This window comes from Lysobacter sp. M2-1 (genome assembly GCF_022662495.1).
Classification (GTDB): domain Bacteria; phylum Pseudomonadota; class Gammaproteobacteria; order Xanthomonadales; family Xanthomonadaceae; genus JAKPBU01.
On sequence record NZ_JAKPBU010000001.1, the window covers coordinates 1048457 to 1074339 of the forward strand.

Sequence of the window (25883 nt, forward strand, 5' to 3'; positions counted from 1 at the left end):
TAAGCGTCCTACGCCTTCAACAGTGCCGGCAGCCACAGCGACAGCTCCGGCACGCCCGCGACCACCAGCAACACCGCCACCGCCGCCAGCCAGAACGGCCAGATCGACTTCAGGCTCTCACCGATGCCGATTCCGCCGATGGCGGTGCCGACGAACAGCACCGAGCCCACCGGCGGCGTGACCAGGCCGATGCCGCCGGCCAGCACCAGCACCGTGCCGAACTGCAGCGGATCGACACCGAACGCCTTCGCCACCGGCAGGAAAATCGGCGTGCAGATCAGGATCATCGGCGCCAGATCCATGAAGGTGCCCAGCAGCAGCAGGATCAGCACGATCAGGAGCAAGACCGTATAGCGGCTGTCGGCGACCGCGCTGAGCAGCTCCACCGCCGCCGCTGGAACTTCCAGGTAGGCGAGCAGCCATCCGAACAGCGCCGCGGTCGCGATCACGAACAGGATCACGCCGGTGGTGCGTGTCGCGTGCGCCACGGCCTGCACGAACCCACGCAGGTCGAGCGCGCGGTACACCGCCACGGTCACCAGCAGCGCGTACACCACCGCAACCGCGGCGCTCTCCACCGCGGTGAATACGCCGGCGCGGATGCCGACGAAGATCAGCGCCACCAGGCCGAGCCCGGGCAGCGCCGACAGCAGCCGCAGCAGGACCGCGCGCAGGCCGGGGAACGGCTCGACGCCATAGCCGCGGCGGCGCGCGACCACATAGCCGGTGACCATCAGTGCGAATGTCATCAGCAGCGCCGGAACGATGCCTGCGGCGAACAGGTCGGCAATCGAGATGCCACCGCCGACCGCGGCCGAGTACAGGATCAGGTTGTGCGAAGGCGGCACCAGCAGCGCCACCAGCGCAGCGGTGATGCTGACGTTGACCGCGAAGTCGCGGTCGTAGCCGCGGCGGACCATCTGCGGAATCATGGTGCCACCGACCGCGGACACATCGGCGATCGCCGAGCCGGACACACCGCCGAAGAACAGCGACGAGAGGATGCTGACCTGGCCGAGCCCGCCGCGGACCCGCCCGACCAGCGCCGCGGCCAGGCTGATCAATCGCTCGGAGATCCCGCCGCGCATCATGATTTCGCCGGCGAAGATGAACAGCGGGATCGCGATCAGCGACGCGCTGCCGATACCGGCGCCGACCTGCTGCACCAGCACCACCGAAGGCAGGTCGAGGAAGAACAGGAGCAGCAGCGAGGACGCGGCCAGCGAAAAGGCGACCGGTACGCCCAACAGCAGCAGCAGAACGAAGACTCCGAACAGCAGCGCGATCGCCATCCTCAGCTCCCGTCCTGGGTGCGCTCGCCGGTGCATGCGAGTACGCAGTGCAGCAGCGCGAACACCACCATCAGCAGCCCGCCCAGCGCCAGCGGCAGGTAGCCGATGCTCTGCGGCAGCGCGGCGCCGGCCATGCGCACGTCCAGGCCGTCGAGCAGCAGGCGCGTGCCCCACCATGCCAGGGTGGCACCGATCGCCGCGATCACCGCGGCGCCCAACACATCGCAGGCGCGATGCAGCGCGGGCGGCAGTCTTCGTGCGAGCAGATCGAAGCGGAAATGGCGCTGCTCGAGCACGCCGGCCGCGGCACCGAAGCTCATCGCGGTACTCAACAGCAGCAGGGTCACCGGTTCGGTCCAGCTCGGCGAATCATTGAGCACGTAGCGGGCGATGACCTGCCAGGCCTGCACCGCGACCAGGCCGAGCAGGGCGATGCCGGCGATGGCCACGGCGAACGACGCCAGGCGTGTCAGCGCGCGCTGACATCGTGTCAGGTTGGATTCGCGTGCTTCTGGGCTCATGTCTCTCTCAGGCGAATGCGCGGATGCGGCGATACAGCGGGGCGATCTCCGGCCGGCGCAGGTAATCCTCAAGCAGCGGTGCCGCCGCGCTGCGGAAGGCGGGGACGTCGACGTTGTTGAATGCGACGCCATGCGCGGCCACCGCCGCGCGCGCGCTGCGCTCCGAGGCATCCCACAACCGCCGCATCACCGCCACCGAGCCGCGTGCGATGTCCAGTAGCAGCGCGCGATCGGCCGGCGTCATTGCATCCAGGCAGCGGCGCGAGATCAGCAACACGTCGGGGGCGTATGAATGCTCACTCTGCGACCAGTAGCCCGCGGCTTCGAAGTGACGGCTGGAATGAAAGCTGCGCATGTTGTTCTCCGCGCCGTCGATCAGGCGGGTTTCCAGCGCCGAGAAAACCTCGCCATAGGCCAATGGCGTCGGGTTGGCGCCGAACTGGCGCAGCAGTTGGAGGAAGATGTCCGACGGCGGCACCCGGAACTTCAGCCCCCGCAGGTCGGCGGGCGTATGCAGTGGCCGTCGGGTGTTGTAGAAGCAGCGCGCACCACTGTCGTAGATCGCCAGCCCGACCAGGCCACGCGCCTCGAACCCGCGCAACACCGCCGCGCCGACATTGCCATCGAGCGCACGGCGCTGGTGCGCGACGGACTCGAACACGTACGGCAGGCACAGCGCTTGGGTGAGCGGAAATGCATTGTTGAGCGCGCCGCTGTAGACGCGGGTGATGTCGATGGCGCCGAAACGCGCCATGTCGATGGCTTCCGATTCCCGCCCGAGCTGACCGGAGTGGTACAGGCGGATGCGCAGGCGGCCACCAGTCTCGCGCGCGAGCGTTTCGCCGATCCACTGCACTGCTTCGACCGTGGGGTATCCGTCGACATGCACGTCGGTGGCGGTGAGCACGCCGGTGCCGCGCGCCAGCGCCGCAGGTAGCGGGGCGGCGCAGGCCAGGCCGAATCCGGCGGCGAAGAGGCGGCGGCGATCAATCACCCGGAGCCACCCACAGCCGCGGCCGCGACTGCCCGGCCTTGGATCTCGCCATGCCCGTCGAAACGCACCAGCGCGGTCTGGCCCACGGCGATATCGTGGATACCGGTGGCATTCCCGGTCGCGACCAGATCGCCGGCGCGCAGCGGCCGGCCGCGCTGGGCTGAGCGCGCCAACGCGAAGGCATAGGCAGCGCGCAGGCCGCCCGGCAGGATCGTGGCCCCGCCGCTGCCGACGCGCTCGCCGTCGATCCAGGTTTCCGCGCGCAGACCATGCTCGTCCAGGCGCGTCCATTCGGGGATCTCGCTGCCGATGAGCAGGCCGTTGTTGTTGCCGAAGTCCGACACCACGACGCACGGTCCCAGCGCGTTGATCGTCGCCAACGGGCTGCTCGCAATCTCGATGCCGATGTGCAACGCAGCCGGAAGCGCTTCGGCTTCCTGCGCGCTCCACTCGGACTTGTCCGCGGGCGCATCGGCCAGCAGGCGCAATACGTACTCTGCCTCGACCGCGCCGAAACCGCCGGCGAACACCGGCAGCTCGACGCGACCGTCGGCCTGCCATACCTGACGGCGGAAGATCGGCCCGAGCAGGCGCTCGTCGCCGGAGGCATCGCGCCGCTGCGGCTGGATATAGCCAACCTTCCATCCGACGACCTGGTCGGGCCAGCGCGCGATCGCATGGTCCTGGACCCGGTAGGCGGCGACCAGGTCGGCAGGAATCGCGCCGGGAAATTCCGCCAGCGCGCGGCCTTGCAGGCGCGCGGCAACGAAATGCGCAGCGATCGCGGCCTCCTCCGCGTCCATCGCGTCGACGCCCCTGTCCTGGTTGTTGCTCAAGCTGGCACCTCCTGATCGCCCGGCCAGATGCTGCGGTGCACATCGCGGCACCGCCGGTGTTTCGTATATGGTAAACCGGTGTCATTTTCAATGTGCAGTGCGGCATGCCGGCGCCTGCATCACGCTTTGCGGATGCCAATCAGGAGAAACCATCGATGATGCGCAGGGCGCCATTCCCGACGGCGATATGCCGGCTTGTCGTCTGCCTGCTGGCCCTGCTGTCAGGGGTGGGTCTCGCGTTGGCCGCATCCCCCGCCGCGACCCCGGCGTTCCCCAGCGCCCAGGGCTGGGCCGCGCACACGCCCGGCGGCCGCGGCGGTAGGCTGATTCGGGTGACCACGCTGGCGGCCGAGGGGCCGGGCTCGTTCGCCGAAGCGGTGAAAGCATCCGGGCCGCGCATCATCGTGTTCGAGGTCGGCGGCGTCATCGACCTGGGGCTCAAGGAGCTGCGCATCGCCGAGCCGTACCTGACCATCGCCGGCCAGACCGCGCCACAACCCGGGATCACCCTGATCAAGGGCGGGCTGACCATCGCCACCCACGACGTGATCGTTCGCCACATCCGGGTGCGTCCGGGCGACGGCGGCCTGGCGAAGATGTCCGGCCACGACATCGATGCGATCACCACCGTGCGCGGCGCGCGCGATGTGATCGTCGACCATTGCTCGCTGAGCTGGGCGACCGACGAGAATCTGTCGGCTTCGAGCACCCGCTTTGCCGGTGAGGACGAGCGGCAGTGGATGGAGGCCGCATCGCGCCGCATCACTTTCAGCAACAACATCATCGCCGAAGGCCTGGCCCACGCGACCCACGCCAAGGGCGAGCACTCCAAGGGCTCGTTGATCCACGACCACGTCAACGACATCCTGATCGTCGGCAACCTGTATGCGCACAACTACGAGCGCAATCCGCTGTTCAAGGGCGGCGCACGCGGCCAGGTGATCAACAACCTGATCTACAACCCGGGACAGCGCGCGATGCACTACAACCTGATCGCGGAGGAATGGGTCGGCCATCCGTACTCGCGCGGACAGGTGACCGCGCGCGGCAACGTGATGCGCGCCGGCATTTCCACCGGCGATCTGGCGTTGTTCACCGTCGGCGGTTCCGGCGATCTGGACCTGTTCCTGGATGACAACCTCGCCGTCGACCGCATCGGCCGGCCGCTGCCGCAGCAGGGCCGCTATACCACCGCCCCGATCGAGGTCGATGCGCCGCAACGCGCGCCGGCGCTGCCGTTCGGCGTGACGCTGCGGCCGGCGGTTGAAGTACAGGACGCGGTGATCGCAGAAGCCGGCGCCACGCCATGGGCGCGCGACGCCGTCGACCGCCGCCTCGTCGCCGACACGATCGAAGGCCGCGGCGTGATCATCGACAGCCAGGACCAGGTTGGCGGTTACCCCAAACCCGAGCCGACCCGACGGCCGTTCGTCGAATCGGAATGGAACCTGGACACGATGGAGCCGCTGCAGCCCTACGAGCGCGGCGAGCCGCTGCGCTGAGGACCGGTATCGTGGATTCGGGAATGCGCAACCGGATGTGCGCGGCCGCGGAAAAACGATGGCGGCCACTGATGTACGCGGCGGCCCTGGGCCTGATGCTCGTTGGCACTGCCGACGCCGCGACGCCTTCGTCCGACACGCCAGAGGAAGTGGCTTCGCGTGTCTGGCTGTGGCCGGGCCGGGTCGCACCGGGGTCCGAACGGGTCGCGGCCCAGCAAGCCATCGTCGAACGCAGCAGCGACCCCGCGTTGCCCGATCGCATCATCACCGGTGTGACCCAGCCATACCTGGTCGTCCATCGGCCCAGGCGTCCCAACGGCGCCGCGCTGCTGGTCGTACCGGGCGGCAGCTATCGGCGCGTGGTGCTCGACAAGGAAGGCTCGGCGCTGGTGCCGGCGTTCGCCGACGCCGGCGGCGTAACCCTGTTCGTGCTGCGCTACCGGCTGCCCGGCGATGGCCATGCGCTCGCGCGCGAAGCATCGCTCGCGGACGCGCAGCGCGCGCTGCGATTGATCCGCGCGCGCGCCAGTGAGTGGGGCGTGGATGCGCATCGGATCGGCGTGATGGGCTTTTCCGCCGGTGGCCACGTGGCCGCCAGCCTCGGTACGCGCCATGCCGAGGCGGCGTACGCGCCGTTGGATGCCATCGACCGCGCCAGCGCGCGGCCGGACTACATGCTGCTGGTCTATCCCGTGATCGACATGGGCACGCATGCGCATCCCGAATCGCGCGCACGGCTGCTCGGCACGGCGCCGACGCCTGCACAGATCGCGGCGTACTCGCTGCAGCATCGGGTCGGCGCGGATACCCCACCCACCTTTCTCCTGCATGCCGCGGACGATCCATCGGTGACGGTGGACAACGGCCTGCTGTTCTTCGATGCGCTGCGCCGCGCCGGCGTGCCCGCCGAACTGCATGTGTATCCACACGGGGGCCACGGCTTCGGCACCCGCGGGATCGCCGGCACGCCGCTGGCGGCATGGCCGCGACTGGCACTGGACTGGATCCGGTCACAACCCGGGAAGATGCGATGACGCCCGCCGATCACGTTGCCAATCGTCGACGCCGCGCACTGCTGCAGGGCGCTGCCGCGCTGGGCGCGAGCATCGTCTTGCCGCGCTGGGCACACGCCGCCGTCGAAGCGGAAAGTCCCGTCGCGGCGACTCGCAGCGGCCGCGTGCGCGGTTATATCGACCGCGGGGTGCGGGTGTTCAAGGGTCTTCCTTACGGTGCCGATACCGCACCACGCCGCTTCCTGCCGGCATTGCCGGAACCCGCCTGGAAGGGAATGCGTGACGCTGTGGCGTACGGCGCGGCATCGCCACAGACGGGCGCCGGCGAACCCACGTCGGAGGACTGCCTGTATCTGAATGTCTGGACCCCGGCCCTGCGCGACGGCGGCAAGCGGCCGGTCCTGGTCTACATCCACGGCGGCGGCTACAACAACGGGTCCGGCAGCGACCCGCTCTACGACGGCGGCAATCTGTGCCGTCGCGGCAATGTGGTGGTGATCACCGTCAATCATCGCCTCAATGCCTTGGGCTATCTGTACCTGGGCAGGCTCGGCGGCGCGCAGTTCGCGGCCTCGGGCAATGTCGGCCAGCTCGATCTGGTGCAGGCGCTGCAATGGGTGCGCGAGCACGCGGCCGAGTTCGGTGGCGATGCCGGCAACGTGACCGTGTTCGGCCAATCCGGAGGCGGGGCCAAGATCGCGACCCTGATGGCGATGCCCACGGCGAAGGGCCTGTTCCACCGCGCATGGACGATGAGCGGTCAGCAGGTCACCGCCGCCGGCCCCCGTGCCGCCACCCAGCGCGCCGAACGCTTCATCGAAGCCGCAGGTCTTGCGCCGGGCGACATCGATAGCCTGCTGCGGCTACCGGTCGGGCGTCTGGTGGAAGCCACACGGGTGCGCGACTTGTCCCGGGTCGAGGAAACCAGCCTGTACTTCGGTCCGGTGATGGACAGCGGCAGCCTGCCGGTGCATCCGTTCTGGCCGCAGGCGCCGGCGCAATCAGCCCACATCCCGATGGTGATCGGCAATACCCGCGACGAAACCCGCGCGTTCCTCGGCAACGATCCACGACACTTCGAACTGAGTTGGGAAGAGCTGCCGGCAAACATCGAGCGGCATCAGTTTGTCGACATCGATCCGCGCACGGTCGTGGCCGAGTACCGGCGCATGTATCCGCAGTACACGCCGTCGGAGGTGTTCTTCGCCGCGACGACCGCAGGCCGCTCCTGGCGCGGCGCGGTGGAGGAGGCCGAGGCGCGGGCCCGTCAGGCTGCTCCGGGTCGCGCGTCTACGTGGGCCTACCAGCTCGACTGGTATCCGCGCGGTGGCGACGGCGATAAATTGCGCGCCTCCCATACCCTCGACATTCCGCTGGTATTCGACAACATCGATCAGCCGGGCGGGCGCACCGGCTCGGGCGACGGCGCGCAACGCATGGCGCGCTGGATGAGCGATGCCCTGCTGGCCTTCGCCCGCACCGGCAATCCGAACCACGCCGCGCTGCCCGCGTGGAAGCCGTACTCGCTGGAGCGTCGCGAAACCATGGTGTTCGACGATCCCAGCCGGCTCGAGAACGATCCGCGCGGCGACGAGCGCCGGCTGTACCAGCGCGTGCCGTTCGTACAGCGCGGAACGATGTGAACCCATGACTGTGAGGAAAGCCGATCGATGAGGTTGGTAAGCGCAACTCTCGCCGCCGCCCTGCTTGCTGCCGTCGGCCTTGCGTCTGCGCAGCAGACGCCACCTGCTGCCGCGCCCATTCGCGCCGACAAGATCATCCTGGTCGGCGATTCGACCACTGCGGTGCAGAGCGGCTGGGGATCGTCGTTCTGCTCGCACCACGTCAGCTCGTTCGTCGCCTGCGTGAATCTTGCACGCGGCGGGCGCAGCACGCTGAGCTACCGCGCCGAGGGTTCGTGGGACATCGCGCTGGCGGAGATGAAGGTCGGCCGCTACGACGGTGTCTGGGTGCTGGTGCAGCTGGGGCACAACGACCAGCCCGGCAAGCCGGGCCGCTCGACCGACATCGCCACCGAGTTCCCGGCCAACCTGCGACGCTATGTCGAGGAGATCCGTGCTGCCGGCGCGCATCCGGTCCTGCTCACTCCGCTGACCCGGCGCGCTTTCAAGGACGGCCGCCTGCTCGACGACCTCAGGCCCTGGGCCGACGTGATCCGCGGAATTGCGAACGACATGCAGGTACCACTGGTCGACCTGCACGCCCGAAGCGTCGCTGCCGTGCAGGCGCTCGGACCTGCGCAGTCGATGCGCTTCGCGCAGGCCCCAGCTTGGTCCTGGATGTACGCCGCCGCGCAGACCGGCACCACCGTGGATCACGATGCGCCTGCGCTGCCCGTAGCTTCGCCGGACCCCACTGGCCGGCCTCTGCTCGGCCAGCCGAAGCGGCAATTCGACTACACCCACCTCGGTCCGGAAGGCGCGGATTTCTTCGCGGCGATCGTCGCCGACGAGCTCAGCCACGCCGTCCCCGAACTGCGTGAGCGGATCTATCCGTAATACCGGAGCCGATCATCCACTAAAGCGGCAGCCACGAATGCAACCGCAGATTCCTCGCTGCTGGCCCCGTGCCGTCTGCACGCCGGGCCAGCACGCGCAGACGGATCAGAACTTGTAGCGGAATCCGAGCTTGTACACGCGACCGGTGTGATCCCACTCGTACCGGCGCATGGCGTCGATATCGGTCCACCGATCCTGGTAATCGTCGGTCAGGTTGAGCGCTTCGAAGGTCACATCGAAATTGTCGGTGAGCTTGTAGCCCATCGACATGTCGACGTTGAAGGTGTCGCCGAATCCTTCGAAGCGGTTGCGCGTGCCGCTGGTCCCGGTCAGATAGTCGTCGCGATAGGCCACCGAGACGCGTGCGTCGAAGCGGTCGTTTTCGTAGTACGCCGTGAAGTTGTACGAACGCTTCGACAGGCCGAACAGGCGTTCGGTGACGATTTCGTCGCCGAAGGTGTAGTCCACTTCCGAATCGACCCAGGTGTAGTTGCCGGTGAATCCCAGGTTGCGGAGGAACGGTGTGTCCGGCGCAAACACCGACATTGGCAGCTGGAATCCCAACTCGGCACCGCGCAGGCTGCCACCGGGGCCGTTGTCGATCGTGCGGATCTCCCAGAGCCGGCCTTCCGGATCCTGTCCGGCCGGCGAGGTCGGATTCAACAGCGACAGCGGCAGGCCGGTGGAGGCATAGGTGCCCTCGCGCTCGGTGGCGATCGGGCGCGATTCGATGTCCTTGTGGAACAGCGCCAGCGACAGCAGCGCGCCATCGGCGAAATACCACTCCAGCGAGGTGTCCAGCGCGGTGGCGCGGGTCGGGTCCAGGAACGGGTTCTGGTAGGAAATGCGGTAGTTGAATGCATCGACGGCGCCGCCGGGCGACAGATTGCCCAGCCCCGGACGGGTCATCACTTTGGCCGCCGAGAAGCGCCAGGTCAGCTCGGGGGTGATCGAGAACGCGACGTTCAGCGACGGCAGGAAGTCGGAGTACGACGGACGTCGCACGGTCACGAACTCGCCGGAGTTGTAACCACGCGAGGTCTGCTTGGTCTCGACGTACCGCGCGCCGATGTTCCAGCGCAGGTCGTGCCCGCCGAGCTCGTTGTAACCGTTGAGCTGCACGAAAGCGCCGGTATCGGCTTCGGCCACGCTGCGGATGTTGCCCTGGTCCGGGGTCAACGGCTGGCCGGCCAGGTCGATGAAGTCGGCCCAGGCATCCAGGTCCGGGATGGTCCATATGGTGGTGGAGCCGCCGCCGACATCGTCGTCGAAGTGGTAACTCTCCGAGAGATCGCCCGTGGCGGGAATGCCATAGACGCCGTCGTCGTCCTCGCCATCGTTGTCGAGATCGCAGTCGTAGAGGCCGGCCTCGCACACGCCCGCATCGCGGCTGGCGCCAGAGGTCTCGAAGGTGAACTTGCGGTAGCTCAGGCCCGCTTCGAGCGAGTAGTTGGTGTTGAAGGTCCACTCGATGTCGGCATTGAGGGTGCCGAGCTTGTGGCTGGTGTCGGTCGGCCGGTCGCGGAACTCCGACATCTGGAAGTTGGCGGGATCGTTCACGTCGGGGCCTTTGTAGGCCAGCAGCGGCTGCTTGTCGTCGCTGTAGTCGTAGACGAAGCCGTCGTAATCGCGATCGTCATACATGAAGGTGATCTCGTGCGGAAACTCCAGCCGCGACGACGCACTGCCGGCGAGCACATGGCCGACGACCGAGTCGTTGAAGTTGTGCTCGACATCGAGCGTCCACTGGTTGAACGTGGTCGTCCAGACCTTCTCGAAGTTCTCGGTGCGCACCCAGGCGTTGTCCACCGTCATGCCGGTGATGTTGTTGGTGGCCGGGTCGTAGGTGTAGTCGACCACGTCCATGTCGTCTTCGTTGCCGCGAAACAGTACTTCCAGATACTTCTCGCCGCGCGCGGCCTCGAGCCTGGAATGCAGCACGTCCAGCTTCATGCGGGTGTCGGCGCTTGGACGGAACTCCAGGCTCCCGGTCACGCCGATACGCTCGCGATCCACCTTGATCTCACCGTAACGGGGAATGCGCGGATGAAAGCCGTCAGCGACCTGGACGCATCCCGCGTCGGTCGGGTTGGTGCCGCAGTCGACGCCACGCACGGAGCGGAAGTCCGCTGCCTGCCAGCGCACCGTGTTCTGGCCCAGTTCCAGGGTCGTGTCGTCCGAGTACGCCGCGGACAGCGACACTGCCCAGACATCTTCAGGATCATGATAGGCGTACAGCGCGGCCACGCGTGGAGCGACCTCATCGACCAGATCGTTGTACTGCGCCTGCCCCGAGACCACGAACGTGGAGCCGCGCTTGTAACCGAACGGCTGCCCGGTGTTGAGGTCGACCACGGCGCCGAGCGAGCCTTCGTCGAGGTTCGCCTGCGCGGTCTTCTGCACTACGACCGAGTTGAACAGCTCCGAGGCGAATACGTTGTAGTCGAAGTCGCGCCCGCGATTCGGCCCGCCCTCGCCACCGGTCGCGGCGATCGCTTCGATGCCGTTGATGCGCACGCGGGTGAATTCGCCCGACAGACCGCGCACCGAGATGTTGCGGCCCTCGCCCGACTCGCGCGTGATGGTGATGCCGGGGATGCGCTGCAGGGACTCGGCGATGTTCTGGTCGGGAAAGTCGGCGATATCTTCCGCAACGATCGCGTCGATCGCGTTCACGGCGTCGCGCTTGAGTTCCACTGCCTTGTTGAGGCTCGCGCGGAAGCCGGTGACCACCACTGTGTCCAGCTCGGTGGGGTCTTGCGGCTGTGTGCCCGCCTGCGCGGCAGCCGGAGCGGCGTCTTGTGCGGCCGGTTGGCTGGGGGCGGCCGGGTCCTGGGCCAACCCGGCGAATGCCGTCATCTGCAAGGCCAGGCCGATCGCGGCGGCCAGCAAGGTAACCGGTGTCTTTTTTGCTGAGAGCTGGTGATGCATCAGGATCCCCTCCCGTATGAACAGCTGCTTGTATCGTGCGGTGTTGACTGACCCGCGGCGCTTGCTATCGTGTCAGAACGCTCAATGACACCGATGGTCAAAACCCTAGCAAAAGGAATGCGCGAAGGCATGCTGCGCTGCGCCATCAGCCCCTTGCGCACACTGGCGCGGGGTCAGGGCCGCGGTGGCCGCGGGTCGCCAGGTGAGGAGATGCTGTGAAGCGACGGGTCGTATGTTTCGGAGAACTGCTGCTGCGCCTCTCGGCGCCCGGACGCGAGCGCTTGCTGCAGACGCCCGGGCTTGAGGTCCACGTCGGCGGCGCGGAAGCCAATGTCGCGGTTTCGCTCGCCCGCTTCGGCCACGAGGCGGCGATGGTGAGCACCGTCCCCGGCAATGCGCTGGGCGAAGCTGCGGTAGGCGAACTGCGCCGCCATGGCGTGGATACCGGCCACGTGCGCGCCGGCGCGGGTCGCATGGGCCTGTACTTCCTCTCGCACGGTGCGCTGCACCGTCCCAGTGAAGTCCTGTACGACCGTGCCGACTCGGCATTCGGCCGCTCGGCCGACTACGACTGGGAGCGCCTGCTCGAAGGCGCGCACTGGCTGCATCTGTCCGGCGTCACTCCCGCGCTGGGCGAGGCCACGGCGCAGGCGACCCTGGCTGCGACGCGCGCCGCGCGCCGGCGCGGGGTCATGGTGTCGTTCGACGGCAACTTCCGCCGCAAGCTATGGCAGGCCTGGGACGGCGACGCAGCCACGCTCCTGCGCCAGATCTTTGCCGAATGCGACCTGCTGTTCGCCGATCACCGCGACATCGCGGTCGTGCTCGGGACGCACGCGGGCAGTGAAGGCGAAGCCGCCGTCGCCGAAGCGGCCGCCCAGGCGTTTTCCGCGTTTCCACATCTGCGCTGGCTGGCCAGCACGCTGCGCACCCAGCACAGCGTGGACTGGCATTCGCTGTCGGCACTGATGTTCGGACGCGGAGGTGAGCGATATCGCGGCCCGGATTACGAATTGCGCGCGATCGTCGACCGCATCGGCACCGGCGACGCGTTCGCGGCCGGTGTTCTGCACGGCCTGTTGAGCGAGATGGAGCCGCTCGGGGGGCTCCGCTTCGGCCTGGGCGCGGCCTGCCTCAAGCATTCGCTGCCGGGCGACTTCAATCTGTCGACGCGCGAGGACGTGGAGGCATTCGTCGCCGAGGCCGGGTTCCACGTGCGACGCTGAAACCCGTTGCTTACGCCTCAGCCGCCGAACAGATCCGCCTGCGGCGATGGCATGCGCGGGGCGATAAAACGGCCCGCATCCAACGGCGGCAGCCGCGCGTAGGCAAGTTTGCGATAGACCCGCGCAAAACGTGCCGCGATCAGATCGGCGAACGGACCTTCTCCGCGCATGCGCGTGCCGAAGCGGCTGTCGTAATCCTTGCCGCCGCGCATCTGCCGGATCAGGCTCATCACGTGCGCGGCGCGCTCGGGGAAGTGCAGCTGCAGCCACTCGCGCCAGACCTCCTTGAGTTCGTGCGGCAGGCGCAGCAGCACGTAGCCGGCATCGCGCGCACCCGCCTCGCGTGCGGCCTCGAGGATGTGTTCCAGGTGCCGGTCGCTGATCATCGGGATCACCGGCGCCACCAGCACGCCGACTGGAACCCCGGCTTCATGCAGCGTGCGGATCGTCTTGAGCCGGGTATGCGGCGCGGCGGCGCGCGGCTCCAGCTTGGACGAAAGGCCGTTGTCGAGCGTGGTCACCGACACATGCACGCTGACCAGGTTCTGCGCGGCCATCGGCGCGAGCAGGTCGAGATCGCGGGTGATCAGCGCCGACTTGGTGACGAAGGACACTGGATGCCGGCACTCGGCCAGCACCTCCAGGCACTCGCGAGTGACCCGGTAGCGGCGCTCGATCGGCTGGTAGGCGTCGGTATTGATGCCCAGGGTGATGGTGCTGGGTACGTAGCCGGGCTTGGCCAGCTCATGCCGCAGGCGCTCGGCGGCATTGGTCTTGGCGAACAGACGCGTCTCGAAATCCAGCCCCGGCGACAGGTCCAGGTAAGCGTGCGACGGACGCGCGAAGCAATAGACGCAGCCATGTTCGCAGCCGCGATAGGGATTGACCGATTGCGAGAAGCCGATATCCGGCGAATCGTTGCGGCTGATGATGCTGCGTGCGCGTTCCTCGGTGACCAGGGTGGCGAGCGGCGGCAGCAGATCGGTCTCATCCTGCGCGTACAGCGAGCCCCAGCCGTCGTCCTCGCCGCGACTCACGGTTTTCTCGAAGCGCCCGCTGACATGCGACGCGGCGCCGCGCCCCTTGATCGCGGACGCACCAGGCATCCGCACCCGGCGAGCGCCGAATTTGCTTTCCCCGGCCATCGGGCTAGCCTACGCCGGCCGCGTCGCAAACAGCGCGACGACGACAGGACCGACGCAAATGCTGGAAACGATCCGGGAGCTGTGGGGCGCGTTCTGGACGATCCCCCACATTCGTCTTTACCTCACCGCTGGCTGGCTCAGCTACCTGATCGGCCTTGGGTTCTGGATCGTGCTGCAGAAGCGCGAGCCGGCCGCGACCCTGAGCTGGCTGATCAGCCTGGCGGCCCTGCCCTATCTGGGCTTCCTGATCTATTACGTGTTCGGCCCGCAGAAGATCACCCGGCATCGCGCCCGGCGTCGCCGGCACCGCGTCGCGCTGCCGCGATACGCCGGTGCGGAGGGAAATGACGAGGCCCAGGAACTGCGCAGCCTCGCCCAGGCCACGACCGGGATCGCACCCACCACCGCGCGCGCCGTGCGCCTGCTGGTGGACGGCGGCGCGAAGTATCCGGCGTTGCTGGGCGACATTGCCCAGGCGCAGGATCACGTGCACCTGGAGTACTACATCTACAACCCCGACCGCAGCGGCACCGCGCTGCGCGACGCACTGATCGAACGCGCGCGTGCCGGCGTGCGGGTGCGGCTGCTGCTGGACGCGATGGGCTCGAAACAGGCCAGCCGCCGGTTCTTCGCCCCGCTGCAGGAGGCCGGCGGCGAGATCGCGTGGTTCCATCCGGCGCGTCCATGGCTGCTGTGGAAGCGTCCGTGGTTGAACCTGCGCACGCATCGCAAGATCGTGGTGATCGACGGTCGCATCGCCTACACCGGCGGCATCAACATCACCGACGAGCAGGACGAGCGTCTGCGCAAGGATGCGTATCGGGACCTGCATCTGCGCATCGAAGGCGACGCGGTGCGCGCGCTGCAGGAAGTGTTCGTCGAGGACTGGGCCTACGCCACGGAGCGGCGCGATTTCGTCGGAGATGTCGCACGTGCGACGCCCGAGCCGCAGGGCGGGCCGATCGATACCCAGGTGCTCACCTCCGGCCCGGATTCGTCGTGGGAAGCGATCCATCGCCTGCACGTGGGCGCGATCCACGCCGCCAGCCAGCGGATATGGCTGGTGACGCCCTATTTCGTGCCGGGCGAGGCGGCGATGATGGCCCTTACCTCGGCGGCCCTATCCGGACTGGACGTGCGCCTGCTGGTGCCAAAGATGAGCGACAGCAGACTGGTCACCTGGTGCGTGCGTTCCTACTACGACGACCTGCTGGCGGCCGGCGTCAAGGTTTACGAGTACGGCCCGCGCATGCTGCACAGCAAGGCCCTGCTGGTCGACGACAGGATCGCGTTGATCGGCAGCGCCAATTTCGACCATCGCAGCTTCCGCCTGAATTTCGAGGTGTCCTTGCTGTTCGACGATCCAGGCATCGCCGCGGAGCTGGCGCAGCTGATCGAAACCGAATTCGCGCACGCCCCGCGCGTGCGCGAGGACCGCAACCGCCCGCTGCTGACGGCGCGCCTGCCCGAGGCGCTGGCCCGGCTGATGTCGCCGCTGCTCTAGGGGCGCCGCGAGCAGCCTGCCCGCCGCAACTTTCCTTCGCGCCGCCGCGGCGGCGGAGGACCTCCGTTCGGTTGCAGCCCCACGCTCATTCCATGGCGCGTCCACCCTGCGTCTCGCGCTAGACTTCGCCTACCCGACCCGGAGCCCGTGCCATGCCCTGGCTGCTGATCCTGCTGGCGGCCGCCGCGTTCGCGGTCGCCTTCGTGACCACGTCGATGGCGCTGGCCGTCGTCTGCCTGCTCGCCTCGCTGATACTGGTCGTGGCCGGGGTCATGGCACTGCTGGCCCAGCGCCTGGGCAGCCGCTCGCGCGACGAGGTGGCGATGATCGATCCGGCCGAACTGCGGCGCCTTCGCGAGCAAGCCGACGCACGCCGCAATGCCGCGCAATCCGGTGGCGATGCGCCATCGGCGTGATGCCGGTGCGATGACCCAAATCAGCGTCAACGTCAACAAGATCGCCGTGCTGCGCAACTCGCGCGGCGGCGCGCTGCCCGACGTGGTCGAAGCCGCACGCGCCTGCCTCGATGCCGGTGCGCACGGGATCACCGTGCATCCGCGGCCCGACGCGCGCCACATCCGCGCCGACGACGTGCTGGCGCTGGCGCAGCTCACCCGTGCGTACGGCGTGGAATTCAACCTCGAAGGCAATCCGTTCGCGCCGCCGCGCGCGGGCTATCCGGGCTTTCTGGCCCTGTGCGAACAGGCGCGGCCGGCGCAGGCGACCCTGGTACCGGACGGCGATGGACAGCTGACCTCGGACCACGGTTTCGACTTCGCCCGCGATGCCGATGCGCTGCAACCGCTGGTCGACGCGCTCAAGGCGCTCGACTGCCGGGTCAGCCTGTTCGCCGATGCCGGAAGCGCGGTGGAGCGCGCGGCGCAGATCGGCGCGGATCGCATCGAGTTGTACACCGGTCCGTATGCCGAGGCCTTTGCGCAGGGGGATGCCGGCGCCGTGATCGCCGCATGCGCCGACACCGCGCGCCGGGCCCAGGCGGTCGGGCTCGGCGTCAACGCCGGGCACGATCTCGACCAGCACAACCTCGCTGCCTTCCTAGCCGGCGTGCCGGAGGTGCTGGAGGTCTCGATCGGTCATGCCCTGATCGGCGAAGCGCTCTACGCCGGACTCGATGCCACCGTGCGCGCCTACCTGCGGATCGTCAGCGGTGCTTTGAGTTCCTGACCCAGCGGGCGATTGCGCCGCTCGAACGCCGGAGACGCGTCGCTAGTGGCGCAGGAAACCGATGCGCTCGACCTCGGCATTGCGTGCCGCCGCCAACACCTTGGCCACGATTCCGTAATCGGTCTCGTCGCTGGCGTCGATCTGCAGCGTTATGCGTGCCTGCGCATCGCGCGCGACCTCGGCCTGCAGCATCGCGCGCAGCGTCGGCAGTGGCGTCGCATCGCCGTTCCAGTACACCTGCCCGGCAGCGTCGATGCGCAGCACGATGGGCGCGTCCGCCTTGACCGGCGGGGGCGGTGACGTTCCAGGCAGGTCCAGGCGGATCGGCTGGCTGACCACCGGTGCGGCGATCATGAAGATCACTAGCAGGACCAGCATCACATCGACCAGCGGGGTGATGTTGATCTGGGCGACGCTGTGCTGTGTGGACGGCATCGAATAAGCGGCCATATCGTTCCCCTGGCGAGGCGGGACCGTCTCCCGCAGCCATGGCGATACCCCCGCGCACGTGTGCGGCGCGTGAGGGCGGCGCTCCTCACAAAGCGGACAAAAGAAAACGCCGCCCGGACGGGCGGCGCAAAGGACTTGCTGGTCAGGTAAGCGTCGGTCCGGCGCGCTGCAGTGCGCTGGACCATGCCTGTCTTGCGGGTCTACTTCTTGACGAAACCGATCTTCTGCATCTGCGCATTGCGCGCGCTGGCCAGGACTTTGGCCAGGATGCCGTAGTCGGCGTCGTCCGCGGTATCGATCTCCAGCGTGGGCTGGTTGTTCGGATCGCGTTCGACCTCGGCTTCCATCATGTTGCGCAGGGCGGACAGCGGCGTCGGGCTGTCGTTCCAGAACACCTGCCCCGCGCTGTCGATGCGCAGCCGGATCGGGTCGGGCGGATCCTGGGTGGTCGGAGGCGGGTTGAGTGAGCGCTGCGGAAGGTCGATGTCGATCGGGTACGACATGATCGGCGCCGTCACCATGAAGATGATCAGCAGCACCAACATCACGTCCACCAGGGGCGTGACGTTGATGTCAGCCATCGGCCCGCCGCCACCACCTGTTGAGAATGCCATCTTCTATCTCTCCTCAGTTGGGACGTTCGCGGGTGGCGACGTAGCCGACCTTGCGCATGCCCTGGGCCTGGGCGATGTCGACCACCTCACGGATCGTGCGGTACTTGGTGGTCTGGTCGCCGCGCAGGTTGATCGCCGGTTGCGGCGTCTTCTGCGCTTCCACCGACAGCTGGCTTTCCAGCAGGCCCTTGTCGATCGGCTGGTCGTTCCAGTAGATCTTCCCGTCGTCGGTCACGGCGATGGTGATCGGCGGCACCGGCGGCACCGTGTCGTCCTTCTTGTCCAGGTTGGCCTGCGGAAGCTCCACCTTGACCTTATGCGACATCAGCGGTGCCGTGATCATGAAGATGATGAGCAGCACCAACATCACGTCCACGAGGGGCGTGACGTTGATCTCGGACATCGGTGCACCGCTTTCGGTGCCGCTACTGAAGGCCATGTCGGGACTCCGTCAGTTCGTCAGGCTCAGCGCTTGACCGCGACTTCGCCCACGCGTGCACCGGTGGCGAAGAAGTCGTGCAGGTCGTGCGCGAAGGTGTCGAACTTGTTGTTGGTGACGCGGTTCAGGCGCACGAAGAAGTTGTACGCCAGCACCGCCGGGATCGCCACGAACAGACCGAGCGCGGTCATGATCAGGGCCTCGCCCACCGGTCCTGCAACCGCATCGATCGAAGCCTGGCCGGTGGCGCCGATGCGGATCAGCGCACCGTAAATGCCCCACACGGTACCGAGCAGGCCGACGAACGGCGCGGTCGAACCCACGGTGGCGAGCACGGTCAGGCCGCTTTCCAGGTTCATCGATTCACGGGTCACGGCCTGGCGCAGGGCGCGGTCCACGAATTCCGAGCGGTTCAGTGACTCGACCAGGCGCGAGCCTTCATGACGCTGATGGTGCGCGGCGGCCTGGGCGGCATCGAGCGCGATCTTCGAGAACGGTTCGCGACGCGGCTGCTCTTCCATGTAGCGGATCGCGTCCTGCGCGTTCGGCGTCTCCCAGAACGTGCTGACCACGCGGTCGGCACTCCGGCGCAAGGCCAGGTTCTTGAAGAAATTGATCACGATCCAGTAGATCGAGGAGGCGGACATGATCAGCAGCGTGATCAGCACCGCCCAGGACACCGCATAGGCACCTGGGTCGGCGGTCATCTCCGCCAGCAGATGGTCGACACCCATCTGCGTCAGAGCCTGTGCGGCATTGCCTCCGGCCGGGGCCGCGGCGTTAGTGGTTTCCTGCAGCATGACGCTTACCTTTGATGTTGTGGTGTGGAGAAGACAGCTGATGCGATGGAACGTGGAGCGAGGTGAAATCCGCAGAACCCGGCACGCGCCGGTGCGGCGTTACTGAAGCCGGTCTACTGCAACTTGAAGTCCACCGGAACGCGGACGCGACCGGCAGCCTTCTGGCCATTCTTGATCGACGGGTTGAATCGCCATTTGCGCGCGGCGTCCATCGCGGCGCGATCCAGATCGCGGTTGCGGCTGGATTTCTCCACCGACACGTTGGTGACGTTGCCGTTGGCGTCCACGTCGACGATCAGGATGACGGTGCCTTCCACGCCCTGCTGGTAGGCGCGCGGCGGGTACTTGGGCGGATTCATGTTCTTGGACGAAATGTCCACGCTCGCGCCGATGTCCGGCTGCGGCGCCGGGGGTGCCGGCGGTGCGGGCGGCGGCGCCTGGATGTCCACGGCGGCTGGCTCGTCGAACACCACCGGCGGCTCCTCCGGCGGCGGCGGGATCGGCGAAGGCTGCGGCGGCGCCAGCTGCTTGATTTCCTGCGGCTTGGGCGGTTCCGGGGGCGGCGGGGGCGGCGGCGGCGGCGGCGGCGGCGGCTCGATGATCACCACGCGGGTGACATCTTCTTCCTGCTGTTGCTGTCCCGGTGGCGCCACCGGTGCGAGCAGCAGCAGCAGCGCGGCAAGGTGCACGGCGACCACGAAGGAATAGCCAGCGATGCGCGGCCAGTTCAGGCCGACATCGTCATCATTTTTATCGGTCGTCCGCAGGCGTTGGGTCATGCGAGGGAAGCTCGGGTGGGGCCCGGTGCCGAGGCGCCGGAGGAGGTGAAGGTCCCGTCACGTGAAGGCGGCGGGAACCTCGAAGCTTATAACAAACCTGTAATCGGTTACCAATGCCGCAACCGAGTAATTACTTGGTACCGATGATCCGTTTGGCGTCTTCGGGCTTCTTCACGCCCTTGGCGAGCGCCTGTTTCGCGGCCTCCCTGGCCTCGGCGGTGTGGCCCTCGTTGCTGAGCGCGCGCGCCAGGTTGAGATAGGCCTCACCGTTGGGCGCAATCGGCGCCGCTTTCTTGAAGGCCTCGATCGCGGGGCCGGCCTGGTCGGAAAACCAATAGGCCTGTGCCAACGCGGTATAGACCTGGTGATCCGGCTTCAGGATGCCCTTGGACATGCCTTCGTTGATGACGGCGATGACCTCCTTGTCCTTGCCACCTGCATTGCTGTACATGGCGAACAGGTTGCGGTAGTCCTGTTCCTCGGTCAGCTGTCCGCTGCTGCGCAGCTTTTCCAGGATCGCCGCGGCCTTGTCGTCCTGTCCGGACTGCATGTAGGTCGCGGCCAAGTTCAGCTGTGCCTGCTTGTCGTCAGGGTTGCCGGCCCCCAGCTGTTCGGCGAGCTTGCTGGCCTCCTCGGGCTGGCCCATGTCGGCGTACGCGCCCATAAGCAGCTGGGTCCAGTCCGCGCGCGGCTGCGGCGCCCCGGCCAGCGCCAGCTTCAGTGCTTCGACCGCTTCGGGATAGCGCTTGAGGCGGTACAGGGCATTGCCCTTGAGCGCCAATGCGTCGGGCGTCTGGTTCTTGGTCTGGGTCAGGAACTGATCGACCGTCGCCAGGCTCTGCGCGTACTGCTTTTCCTGCATCTGCAGTTGCGCGATCAGGAACATCGCTTCGAAATGCTCGTTGTTGTTCAATCCGTTGAACTCGATCGCCTTTTGCAGGTAGGCCATCGCCTTGGCGTTATCCGCATTGAGCTGGCTCGCGCCTGCCAGGCGCGCCGCCACCGACTTCTCGTAGGGGTTGGTTTCCGGATCGGCGATCAGTTCATCGGCCAGTGTCAGTACTGTGGTGTTGTCCTTGGAGTTGAAGGCGTCGAACTGCTGCTTCAGCTTGGGCACGTGTTTCGGTGTGGCCTTGCCTTCTGGCTCGATGCGATCGGCTTGGGGGTAGCGCGCGGCGACTTCCGCCTGCTCCGGCGTCTTTTCCGTGGAATCGGACTCTTTCTGGGCCTCGCGCTCCTTCTGTGCTCGCTGTTCCTCAAGCGAGCGAGGCGCTTGCGGAGCGGCGGTTGCCACCCCGCACAGGGACAGGGCGGCGAGCAGAGCGAGGACCAATTGACGGGTTTGCGGTTGGGACATTGTTCACCTGTGGAGACGTACGCCGCCGGGCAGGCCCGGTTGGGGGCGTGCACGCTAGCAGATTGGCGCGGATCGATTGCTAGACCCGCGTTATGTGAAACGTTTTCAGCCGCATTTCGGGCGCCGGCCTGCCGCCTGTGCCTGCTGGTAGGCCGGGACCAGGCTCGCGGCACGCGACTGCAGTTCGCCGATGCGCGCCTGAGGGTCGGGGTGGGTGGACAGCCATTGCGGTGGGCGGCTGCCGCCGGCCGCGATCATGTTCTGCCACAGGCTGACCGCGCCGCGCGGATCGAAACCAGCCCGTGCCATGAGCTGCTGGCCGACCACGTCGGCTTCGCTCTCCTGGGCGCGTGAGCCGGGCAGCAGGAAGCCGGTCTGCGCCAGCACGCCACCGCCCTGCATCGCCGCATTGCCGACGCCTTCGCCATAGCGGGATCCGAGGATCGCGCCGACTACCTGCAGCGCCCCGGAGGCGCCCGCCTGGCGGGTTAGGCGCTCATCATGATGGCGGGAGACGACGTGGCCGATCTCGTGCGCGATCACGCCGGCGAGCTGGTCCTGGTTCTTCGCGACACTGAAGATGCCCGTGTAAATGCCCACCTTGCCGCCGGGCAGGGCGAACGCGTTGGGGTCGTTGTCGACGAACACTGCACTTTCCCAACCGCCGCTGCGCCACTCGGCAGGCAGCTGGCTGACGATAGCGTTGGTTACGCAGGACACGTAGCTGCGCTGGGCGCTGTTGCTGGTCTGCGGCTTTTGCGACTTGAGCTGCGCGAAGGCCTGCGCGCCGAGTTGGTTGAGCTGCTGCTGGGAGACGGCGCCGACGTACTGCTTGCGCCCGGTCGGCGAGGTCGTGGTGGCGCAGCCGGCGACGGTGGCTGAAACGGCGGCGGCCAGGACTAGGGCCGGTAGCTGCGGCTTCATGGGCATTCCTCGGCGAATCGGGGCCGCTAGGCTAGTCCCGCATGCGGTGAAGTCCGCGTTGGCGCGCGGGCGGGCGTTCAGCCACCCGCCACGATCGGCGCTGAAACGCGCCGTCGCACGCCGCCAACGCGGCCGCGTTCTACACGTCCAGATTCGCGACCTTGAGCGCGTTGTCCTCGATGAACTCGCGCCGCGGCTCGACGACATCGCCCATCAACGTGCTGAATATCTGGTCGGCCGCGACCGCATCCTCGATCCGCACCTGCAACAGACGGCGGGTATCCGGGTTCACTGTGGTGTCCCAGAGCTGCTCGGGGTTCATTTCGCCCAGGCCCTTGAAGCGCTGGATCTGGCGGCCCTTGCGGGCTTCGTCCAGCAGCCAGGCCTGGGCCTGGGCGAAGCTGGCGACGGGCTGGGTCTTGTTGCCGCGCACGATCTGCGCGCCTTCGCGGACCAGGCCATGCAGGGCCGCGGCGGCATCGCGCAGCGGGCGCAGTTCGCCATGTTCGAAAATCGACAGCGGCAGCACCTGCGTCAGTTCCTCGCCCATGTGCCGACGGATGATCAGCAGCGCGACCGGGCGCGATTCGTTGGCCGCCTGCAGCACCAGCCGGTACCGGGGCTGGCCCAGGCCGCCGCGATTGAGCCTGGCCTCCAGCGCGGTGAGTTCATGCGCCTCGTCGGTGTTGAGCGCCAGGCTTTGCGCGTCGAGCGGAGTGAAGTCGATCAGCGATTCGAGCACGATCGGGTCGAAGCGGTGCGCATTGCGGGCGATCGCGGCGCGCGCGCCGGCATAGGCCAGCAGCAGCTGCTCCAGGGCCATGCCTTCGATCGCAGGCTCGTCCGTCGCCGGGATCAACCCGGCCCCTTCGACCGCGTTGCCGGCCAGGTAGGCGTCCAGCGCCGCATCGTCCTTCAGGTAGAGCTCCTGCTTGCCCTGCTTGAGCTTGTACAGCGGCGGCAGGCCGATATAGATGTGGCCGCGCTCGATCAGGTCGGGCATCTGCCGGTAGAAGAAGGTCAGCAGCAGGGTGCGGATGTGCGAACCGTCCACGTCCGCGTCGGTCATGATGATGATGCGGTGGTAGCGCAGCTTGTCGGGGTTGTATTCGTCGCGGCCGATGCCGGTGCCCAGTGCGGTGATCAGGGTGCCGACCTCGGCGCTGGCGAGCATGCGGTCGAAGCGCGCGCGCTCGACGTTGAGGATCTTGCCGCGCAGCGGCAACACCGCCTGGTTCTTGCGATTGCGGCCCTGCTTGGCCGAACCGCCGGCCGAGTCGCCCTCGACGATGAACAGTTCCGACAGCGCCGGATCCTTTTCCTGGCAGTCGGCGAGCTTGCCCGGGAGCCCTGCGATGTCCAGCGCGCCCTTGCGCCGGGTAAGGTCGCGCGCCTTGCGCGCGGCTTCGCGCGCACGCGCGGCGTCGACGATCTTGCCGGCGATCGCGCGCGCTTCGTTGGGATGCTCCTGCAGGAACTCCTCGAGCCGTTGGCCGAAGGTGGATTCCACCACCGGGCGCACGTCGGAGGAGACCAGCTTTTCCTTGGTCTGCGACGAGAAGCTGGGGTCGGGCACCTTCACCGACAGCACGGCGATCATGCCCTCGCGCATGTCGTCGCCTGACAGCGAGACCTTGGCCTGCTTGGCGATCCCGTTCTGTTCGATGTAGTTGCTCAGGGTACGGGTGAGCGCGGCGCGGAAGCCGATCAGGTGGGTACCGCCGTCCTTCTGCGGAATGTTGTTGGTGAAGCAGAACATCGTTTCCTGGTAGGCGTCGGTCCATTGCAGGGCGACGTCCACGGTGATCCCGTTCTGCTCGCCGGTCACCGAGATCACGTTGGGATGCAGCGGCGTCTTCAGCTGCGCCAGATGCTCGACGAAGGAGCGGATGCCGCCTTCGTACTGGAACACGTCGCGTTCGCCCTCGCCGCGCTCGTCGAGCAGCGTGATCTTGACGCCGGAGTTGAGGAACGAGAGTTCGCGCAGGCGGCGCGCGAGGATGTCGTAGTGGAATAGGGTGTCTGTAAAGATCGCGTTCGAGGGCCAGAAGCGCAGCAGCGTGCCGCGCTTGTCGGAAGCCTCGAGCTGGCGCAGCGGATACACCGGCTCGCCGAGCGCGTATTCCTGCTGGTGGTGGAAGCCGTCGCGCCAGATGTCCAGGGTGAGCTTTTCGCTGAGCGCATTGACCACCGACACGCCAACGCCGTGCAGGCCGCCGGAGACCTTGTAGCTGTTGTCGTCGAACTTTCCGCCGGCATGCAGCACGGTCATGATGACCTCGGCCGCGGATACGCCCTCTTCCTTGTGGGTGTCCACCGGAATGCCGCGTCCGTTGTCCCAGACCGATACCGAGCCGTCCTCGTGGATGGTCACCACGATGTCATCGGCATGACCAGCCAAGGCTTCATCGATGGCGTTGTCGACCACCTCGAACACCATGTGGTGCAGCCCGGTGCCGTCGTGCACGTCGCCGATGTACATGCCCGGGCGCTTGCGCACGGCCTCCAGGCCGCGCAGCACGGTGATCTTGCTGGAGTCGTAACCGGTCTGGCCCGCAGTGGTCTGGCCAGGATTTTCGGGTGTGTTGTTTTCCGTCATGCGCTCTGTTCGGCGCGGAACCGCGCTGCAGCGGGCCGCGACACATTAGCTATAGGGATTGAAGCGGGAAATTATACCAGTGGGGCCGGCTCAGCGGGCCCAACCTCCTGGATATTTCGCATAAAACGTTAATGCTGTAGCGAGCCGCCCTCCGCGTGTAACACTTTTCCTTGTTCCACGTGGAACAAATCGAAACCGGTGCCGGCGAGCGCGAGCGGGACTTCGGTGCCGGTGATGAATACCTGCGCATCGCTGGCGCGTAACCGCTGCAACAGGCGCCGCTGGTGTGGCAGATCCAGCTCCGAGGCAAGGTCGTCCAGCAGGACCAGGGGCCATTGTCCGCGACGGGCGGCGAAATCCTCCGCCTGCGCCAGCAGCGCCGCCAGCGCAGTGAGCTTGCCCTGCCCTCGCGAAAGCGCTTCCTGATCGGGACGCTGCGCGTGCGTAATCCGCCAGTCGGCCCGGTGCGGTCCGACCGATGTGAAGCCGGTGACCAAGTCGCGCTCCCGCGCGAGCAGCAGAGCATCGGCGAGAGACAGCTGCTCGCGCCGCCACCCCGGCTGGAACGCGAACGCCGCCTCCCCCAGCCCAGGCGCCAGTTCACCCGACGCCGCGCGCAGCCGGGGTTGCAGGCCATCCAGGTAGAGCTCACGCCGCGCTGTCAGCGCTTCGCCCATTTCGGCCAGCTCCTGATCCCAGACCTGGAACTGATCCACCCCGGCGCGCAGCTTCAATAGCGCGTTGCGCTGCTTGAGGGCCCGGCCATAGCGCCGCCAGAGCCCCAGAAAGTCCGGTTCCACGTGGAACAAACCCCAATCCAGATACCGGCGTCGGGTTTCGCCGCCCCCGCTGATCAGCGCATGGCTGCCCGGTTCGAAGGTGAGCGCCGCCAGCGCCGCGCACAGCTCTCCAAGCTGGCTCACCGACGCCCCGTCGAGTCGGCCGCTCCAGGTCTGTCCCGCATGCCGCAGCCCGGCCCGACGGATACGTCCTCCGGGCTCGTCCCATTCGGCAAAGACCTCCAGCGCGTCCCGGCCGGTCCGCACCAGCCCGTCCCGAACCCGCCCCCGGAAACTGCGTCCATAGGCCAGCAGGTGCAGGGCTTCGAGCACGCTGGTCTTGCCTGCGCCGTTTGGTCCGACCAGCACGTTGAGCCCTGGTCCCGGCCGCAGATCGGTCGGTTGCAGGTTCCGCAAGCCCGCTATCGTCAGGCGAGTGATTCGCATCAGGCTACAGCCGGTCCATCGCTAACC

Annotated in this window: 23 protein-coding genes; 8 read left to right on the forward strand and 15 right to left on the reverse strand. The window is 67.3% G+C overall.

Features of this window, described 5'->3' with window-relative positions; all coding sequences use genetic code 11:
• Positions 1-8 precede the first annotated feature (8 nt).
• The 4 genes from MC375_RS04590 to MC375_RS04605 are packed head-to-tail and all read right to left on the reverse strand — an operon-like array spanning position 9 to position 3610.
• Complete coding sequence (locus MC375_RS04590; protein ID WP_242102124.1) at positions 9-1292, reverse strand: TRAP transporter large permease; 1284 nt, start codon at positions 1290-1292, stop codon at positions 9-11.
• Between the two features lie 2 nt (positions 1293-1294).
• Positions 1295-1813, reverse strand: a complete 519-nt coding sequence (locus MC375_RS04595; protein WP_242102125.1) for a TRAP transporter small permease — start codon at positions 1811-1813, stop codon at positions 1295-1297.
• Between the two features lie 7 nt (positions 1814-1820).
• Positions 1821-2768 carry a TRAP transporter substrate-binding protein gene (locus MC375_RS04600; RefSeq protein ID WP_242102948.1) on the reverse strand — a complete coding sequence of 316 codons (948 nt, stop codon included), beginning with the start codon at positions 2766-2768 and terminating at the stop codon, positions 1821-1823.
• Positions 2769-2803: 35 nt separating this feature from the next.
• A complete protein-coding gene (locus tag MC375_RS04605; RefSeq protein ID WP_242102949.1) occupies positions 2804-3610 on the reverse strand; it encodes a 2-keto-4-pentenoate hydratase in 807 nt (268 codons plus the stop codon).
• 188 nt (positions 3611-3798) lie between these two features.
• Between MC375_RS04605 and MC375_RS04610 the strand changes: the two genes are divergently transcribed.
• The 4 genes from MC375_RS04610 to MC375_RS04625 all read left to right on the forward strand — a co-directional run bounded on the left by MC375_RS04610 (position 3799) and on the right by MC375_RS04625 (position 8677).
• The gene (locus tag MC375_RS04610; RefSeq protein WP_242102126.1) at positions 3799-5145 is read left to right on the forward strand and encodes a hypothetical protein; all 1347 of its coding nucleotides are present in this window, start codon (positions 3799-3801) and stop codon (positions 5143-5145) included.
• Positions 5146-5216: 71 nt separating this feature from the next.
• Positions 5217-6179, forward strand: a complete 963-nt coding sequence (locus MC375_RS04615) for an alpha/beta hydrolase (protein WP_242102950.1) — start codon at positions 5217-5219, stop codon at positions 6177-6179.
• The gene (locus tag MC375_RS04620) at positions 6176-7801 is read left to right on the forward strand and encodes a carboxylesterase/lipase family protein (protein ID WP_242102127.1); all 1626 of its coding nucleotides are present in this window, start codon (positions 6176-6178) and stop codon (positions 7799-7801) included. Before MC375_RS04615 ends, MC375_RS04620 begins: the two co-directional genes overlap by 4 nt.
• 27 nt (positions 7802-7828) lie before the next feature.
• Positions 7829-8677, forward strand: a complete 849-nt coding sequence (locus MC375_RS04625; protein WP_242102128.1) for a rhamnogalacturonan acetylesterase — start codon at positions 7829-7831, stop codon at positions 8675-8677.
• Between the two features lie 105 nt (positions 8678-8782).
• Here MC375_RS04625 and MC375_RS04630 read toward each other — a convergent pair whose 3' ends face one another.
• Positions 8783-11608, reverse strand: a complete 2826-nt coding sequence (locus MC375_RS04630; RefSeq protein ID WP_242102129.1) for a TonB-dependent receptor — start codon at positions 11606-11608, stop codon at positions 8783-8785.
• A 215-nt stretch (positions 11609-11823) separates the two neighbouring features.
• Between MC375_RS04630 and MC375_RS04635 the strand changes: the two genes are divergently transcribed.
• Positions 11824-12834, forward strand: a complete 1011-nt coding sequence (locus tag MC375_RS04635) for a sugar kinase (RefSeq protein ID WP_242102130.1) — start codon at positions 11824-11826, stop codon at positions 12832-12834.
• Positions 12835-12851: 17 nt separating this feature from the next.
• On the opposite strand, the gene MC375_RS04640 is transcribed toward MC375_RS04635, so the two are convergent.
• The gene (locus MC375_RS04640) at positions 12852-13979 is read right to left on the reverse strand and encodes a PA0069 family radical SAM protein (RefSeq protein WP_242102131.1); all 1128 of its coding nucleotides are present in this window, start codon (positions 13977-13979) and stop codon (positions 12852-12854) included.
• 58 nt (positions 13980-14037) lie between these two features.
• On the opposite strand from MC375_RS04640, the gene cls reads away from it, so the two are divergent.
• From cls to MC375_RS04655, 3 genes are all read left to right on the forward strand, one after another.
• Complete coding sequence (cls, locus tag MC375_RS04645) at positions 14038-15483, forward strand: cardiolipin synthase (protein WP_242102132.1); 1446 nt, start codon at positions 14038-14040, stop codon at positions 15481-15483.
• 152 nt (positions 15484-15635) lie between these two features.
• Positions 15636-15899, forward strand: coding sequence for a hypothetical protein (locus MC375_RS04650; protein ID WP_242102133.1), 264 nt, complete (start codon positions 15636-15638; stop codon positions 15897-15899).
• A 10-nt stretch (positions 15900-15909) separates the two neighbouring features.
• Positions 15910-16668: a pyridoxine 5'-phosphate synthase gene (locus MC375_RS04655; RefSeq protein ID WP_242102134.1), complete on the forward strand. Its 759-nt coding sequence runs from the start codon at positions 15910-15912 to the stop codon at positions 16666-16668.
• Positions 16669-16710: 42 nt separating this feature from the next.
• Here MC375_RS04655 and MC375_RS04660 read toward each other — a convergent pair whose 3' ends face one another.
• The 9 genes from MC375_RS04660 to recF all read right to left on the reverse strand — a co-directional run bounded on the left by MC375_RS04660 (position 16711) and on the right by recF (position 25856).
• A complete protein-coding gene (locus MC375_RS04660; protein ID WP_242102135.1) occupies positions 16711-17118 on the reverse strand; it encodes a biopolymer transporter ExbD in 408 nt (135 codons plus the stop codon).
• Positions 17119-17318: 200 nt separating this feature from the next.
• A complete protein-coding gene (locus tag MC375_RS04665; protein WP_242102136.1) occupies positions 17319-17732 on the reverse strand; it encodes a biopolymer transporter ExbD in 414 nt (137 codons plus the stop codon).
• Positions 17733-17745: 13 nt separating this feature from the next.
• Positions 17746-18171, reverse strand: coding sequence for a biopolymer transporter ExbD (locus MC375_RS04670; RefSeq protein WP_242102137.1), 426 nt, complete (start codon positions 18169-18171; stop codon positions 17746-17748).
• Positions 18172-18197: 26 nt separating this feature from the next.
• Positions 18198-18971 carry a MotA/TolQ/ExbB proton channel family protein gene (locus tag MC375_RS04675; RefSeq protein ID WP_242102138.1) on the reverse strand — a complete coding sequence of 258 codons (774 nt, stop codon included), beginning with the start codon at positions 18969-18971 and terminating at the stop codon, positions 18198-18200.
• Positions 18972-19084: 113 nt separating this feature from the next.
• Entirely contained in the window at positions 19085-19750 is a 666-nt protein-coding gene (locus MC375_RS04680) for an energy transducer TonB (protein WP_242102139.1), read from the reverse strand.
• Positions 19751-19880: 130 nt separating this feature from the next.
• Positions 19881-21107, reverse strand: coding sequence for a tetratricopeptide repeat protein (locus MC375_RS04685; protein ID WP_242102140.1), 1227 nt, complete (start codon positions 21105-21107; stop codon positions 19881-19883).
• A 105-nt stretch (positions 21108-21212) separates the two neighbouring features.
• Complete coding sequence (locus MC375_RS04690; protein WP_242102141.1) at positions 21213-22031, reverse strand: M48 family metallopeptidase; 819 nt, start codon at positions 22029-22031, stop codon at positions 21213-21215.
• Between the two features lie 139 nt (positions 22032-22170).
• Positions 22171-24630, reverse strand: a complete 2460-nt coding sequence (gene gyrB, locus MC375_RS04695; RefSeq protein WP_242102142.1) for a DNA topoisomerase (ATP-hydrolyzing) subunit B — start codon at positions 24628-24630, stop codon at positions 22171-22173.
• A 128-nt stretch (positions 24631-24758) separates the two neighbouring features.
• Positions 24759-25856, reverse strand: coding sequence for a DNA replication/repair protein RecF (gene recF, locus MC375_RS04700; RefSeq protein ID WP_242102143.1), 1098 nt, complete (start codon positions 25854-25856; stop codon positions 24759-24761).
• Between the last annotated feature and the right edge of the window lie 27 nt (positions 25857-25883).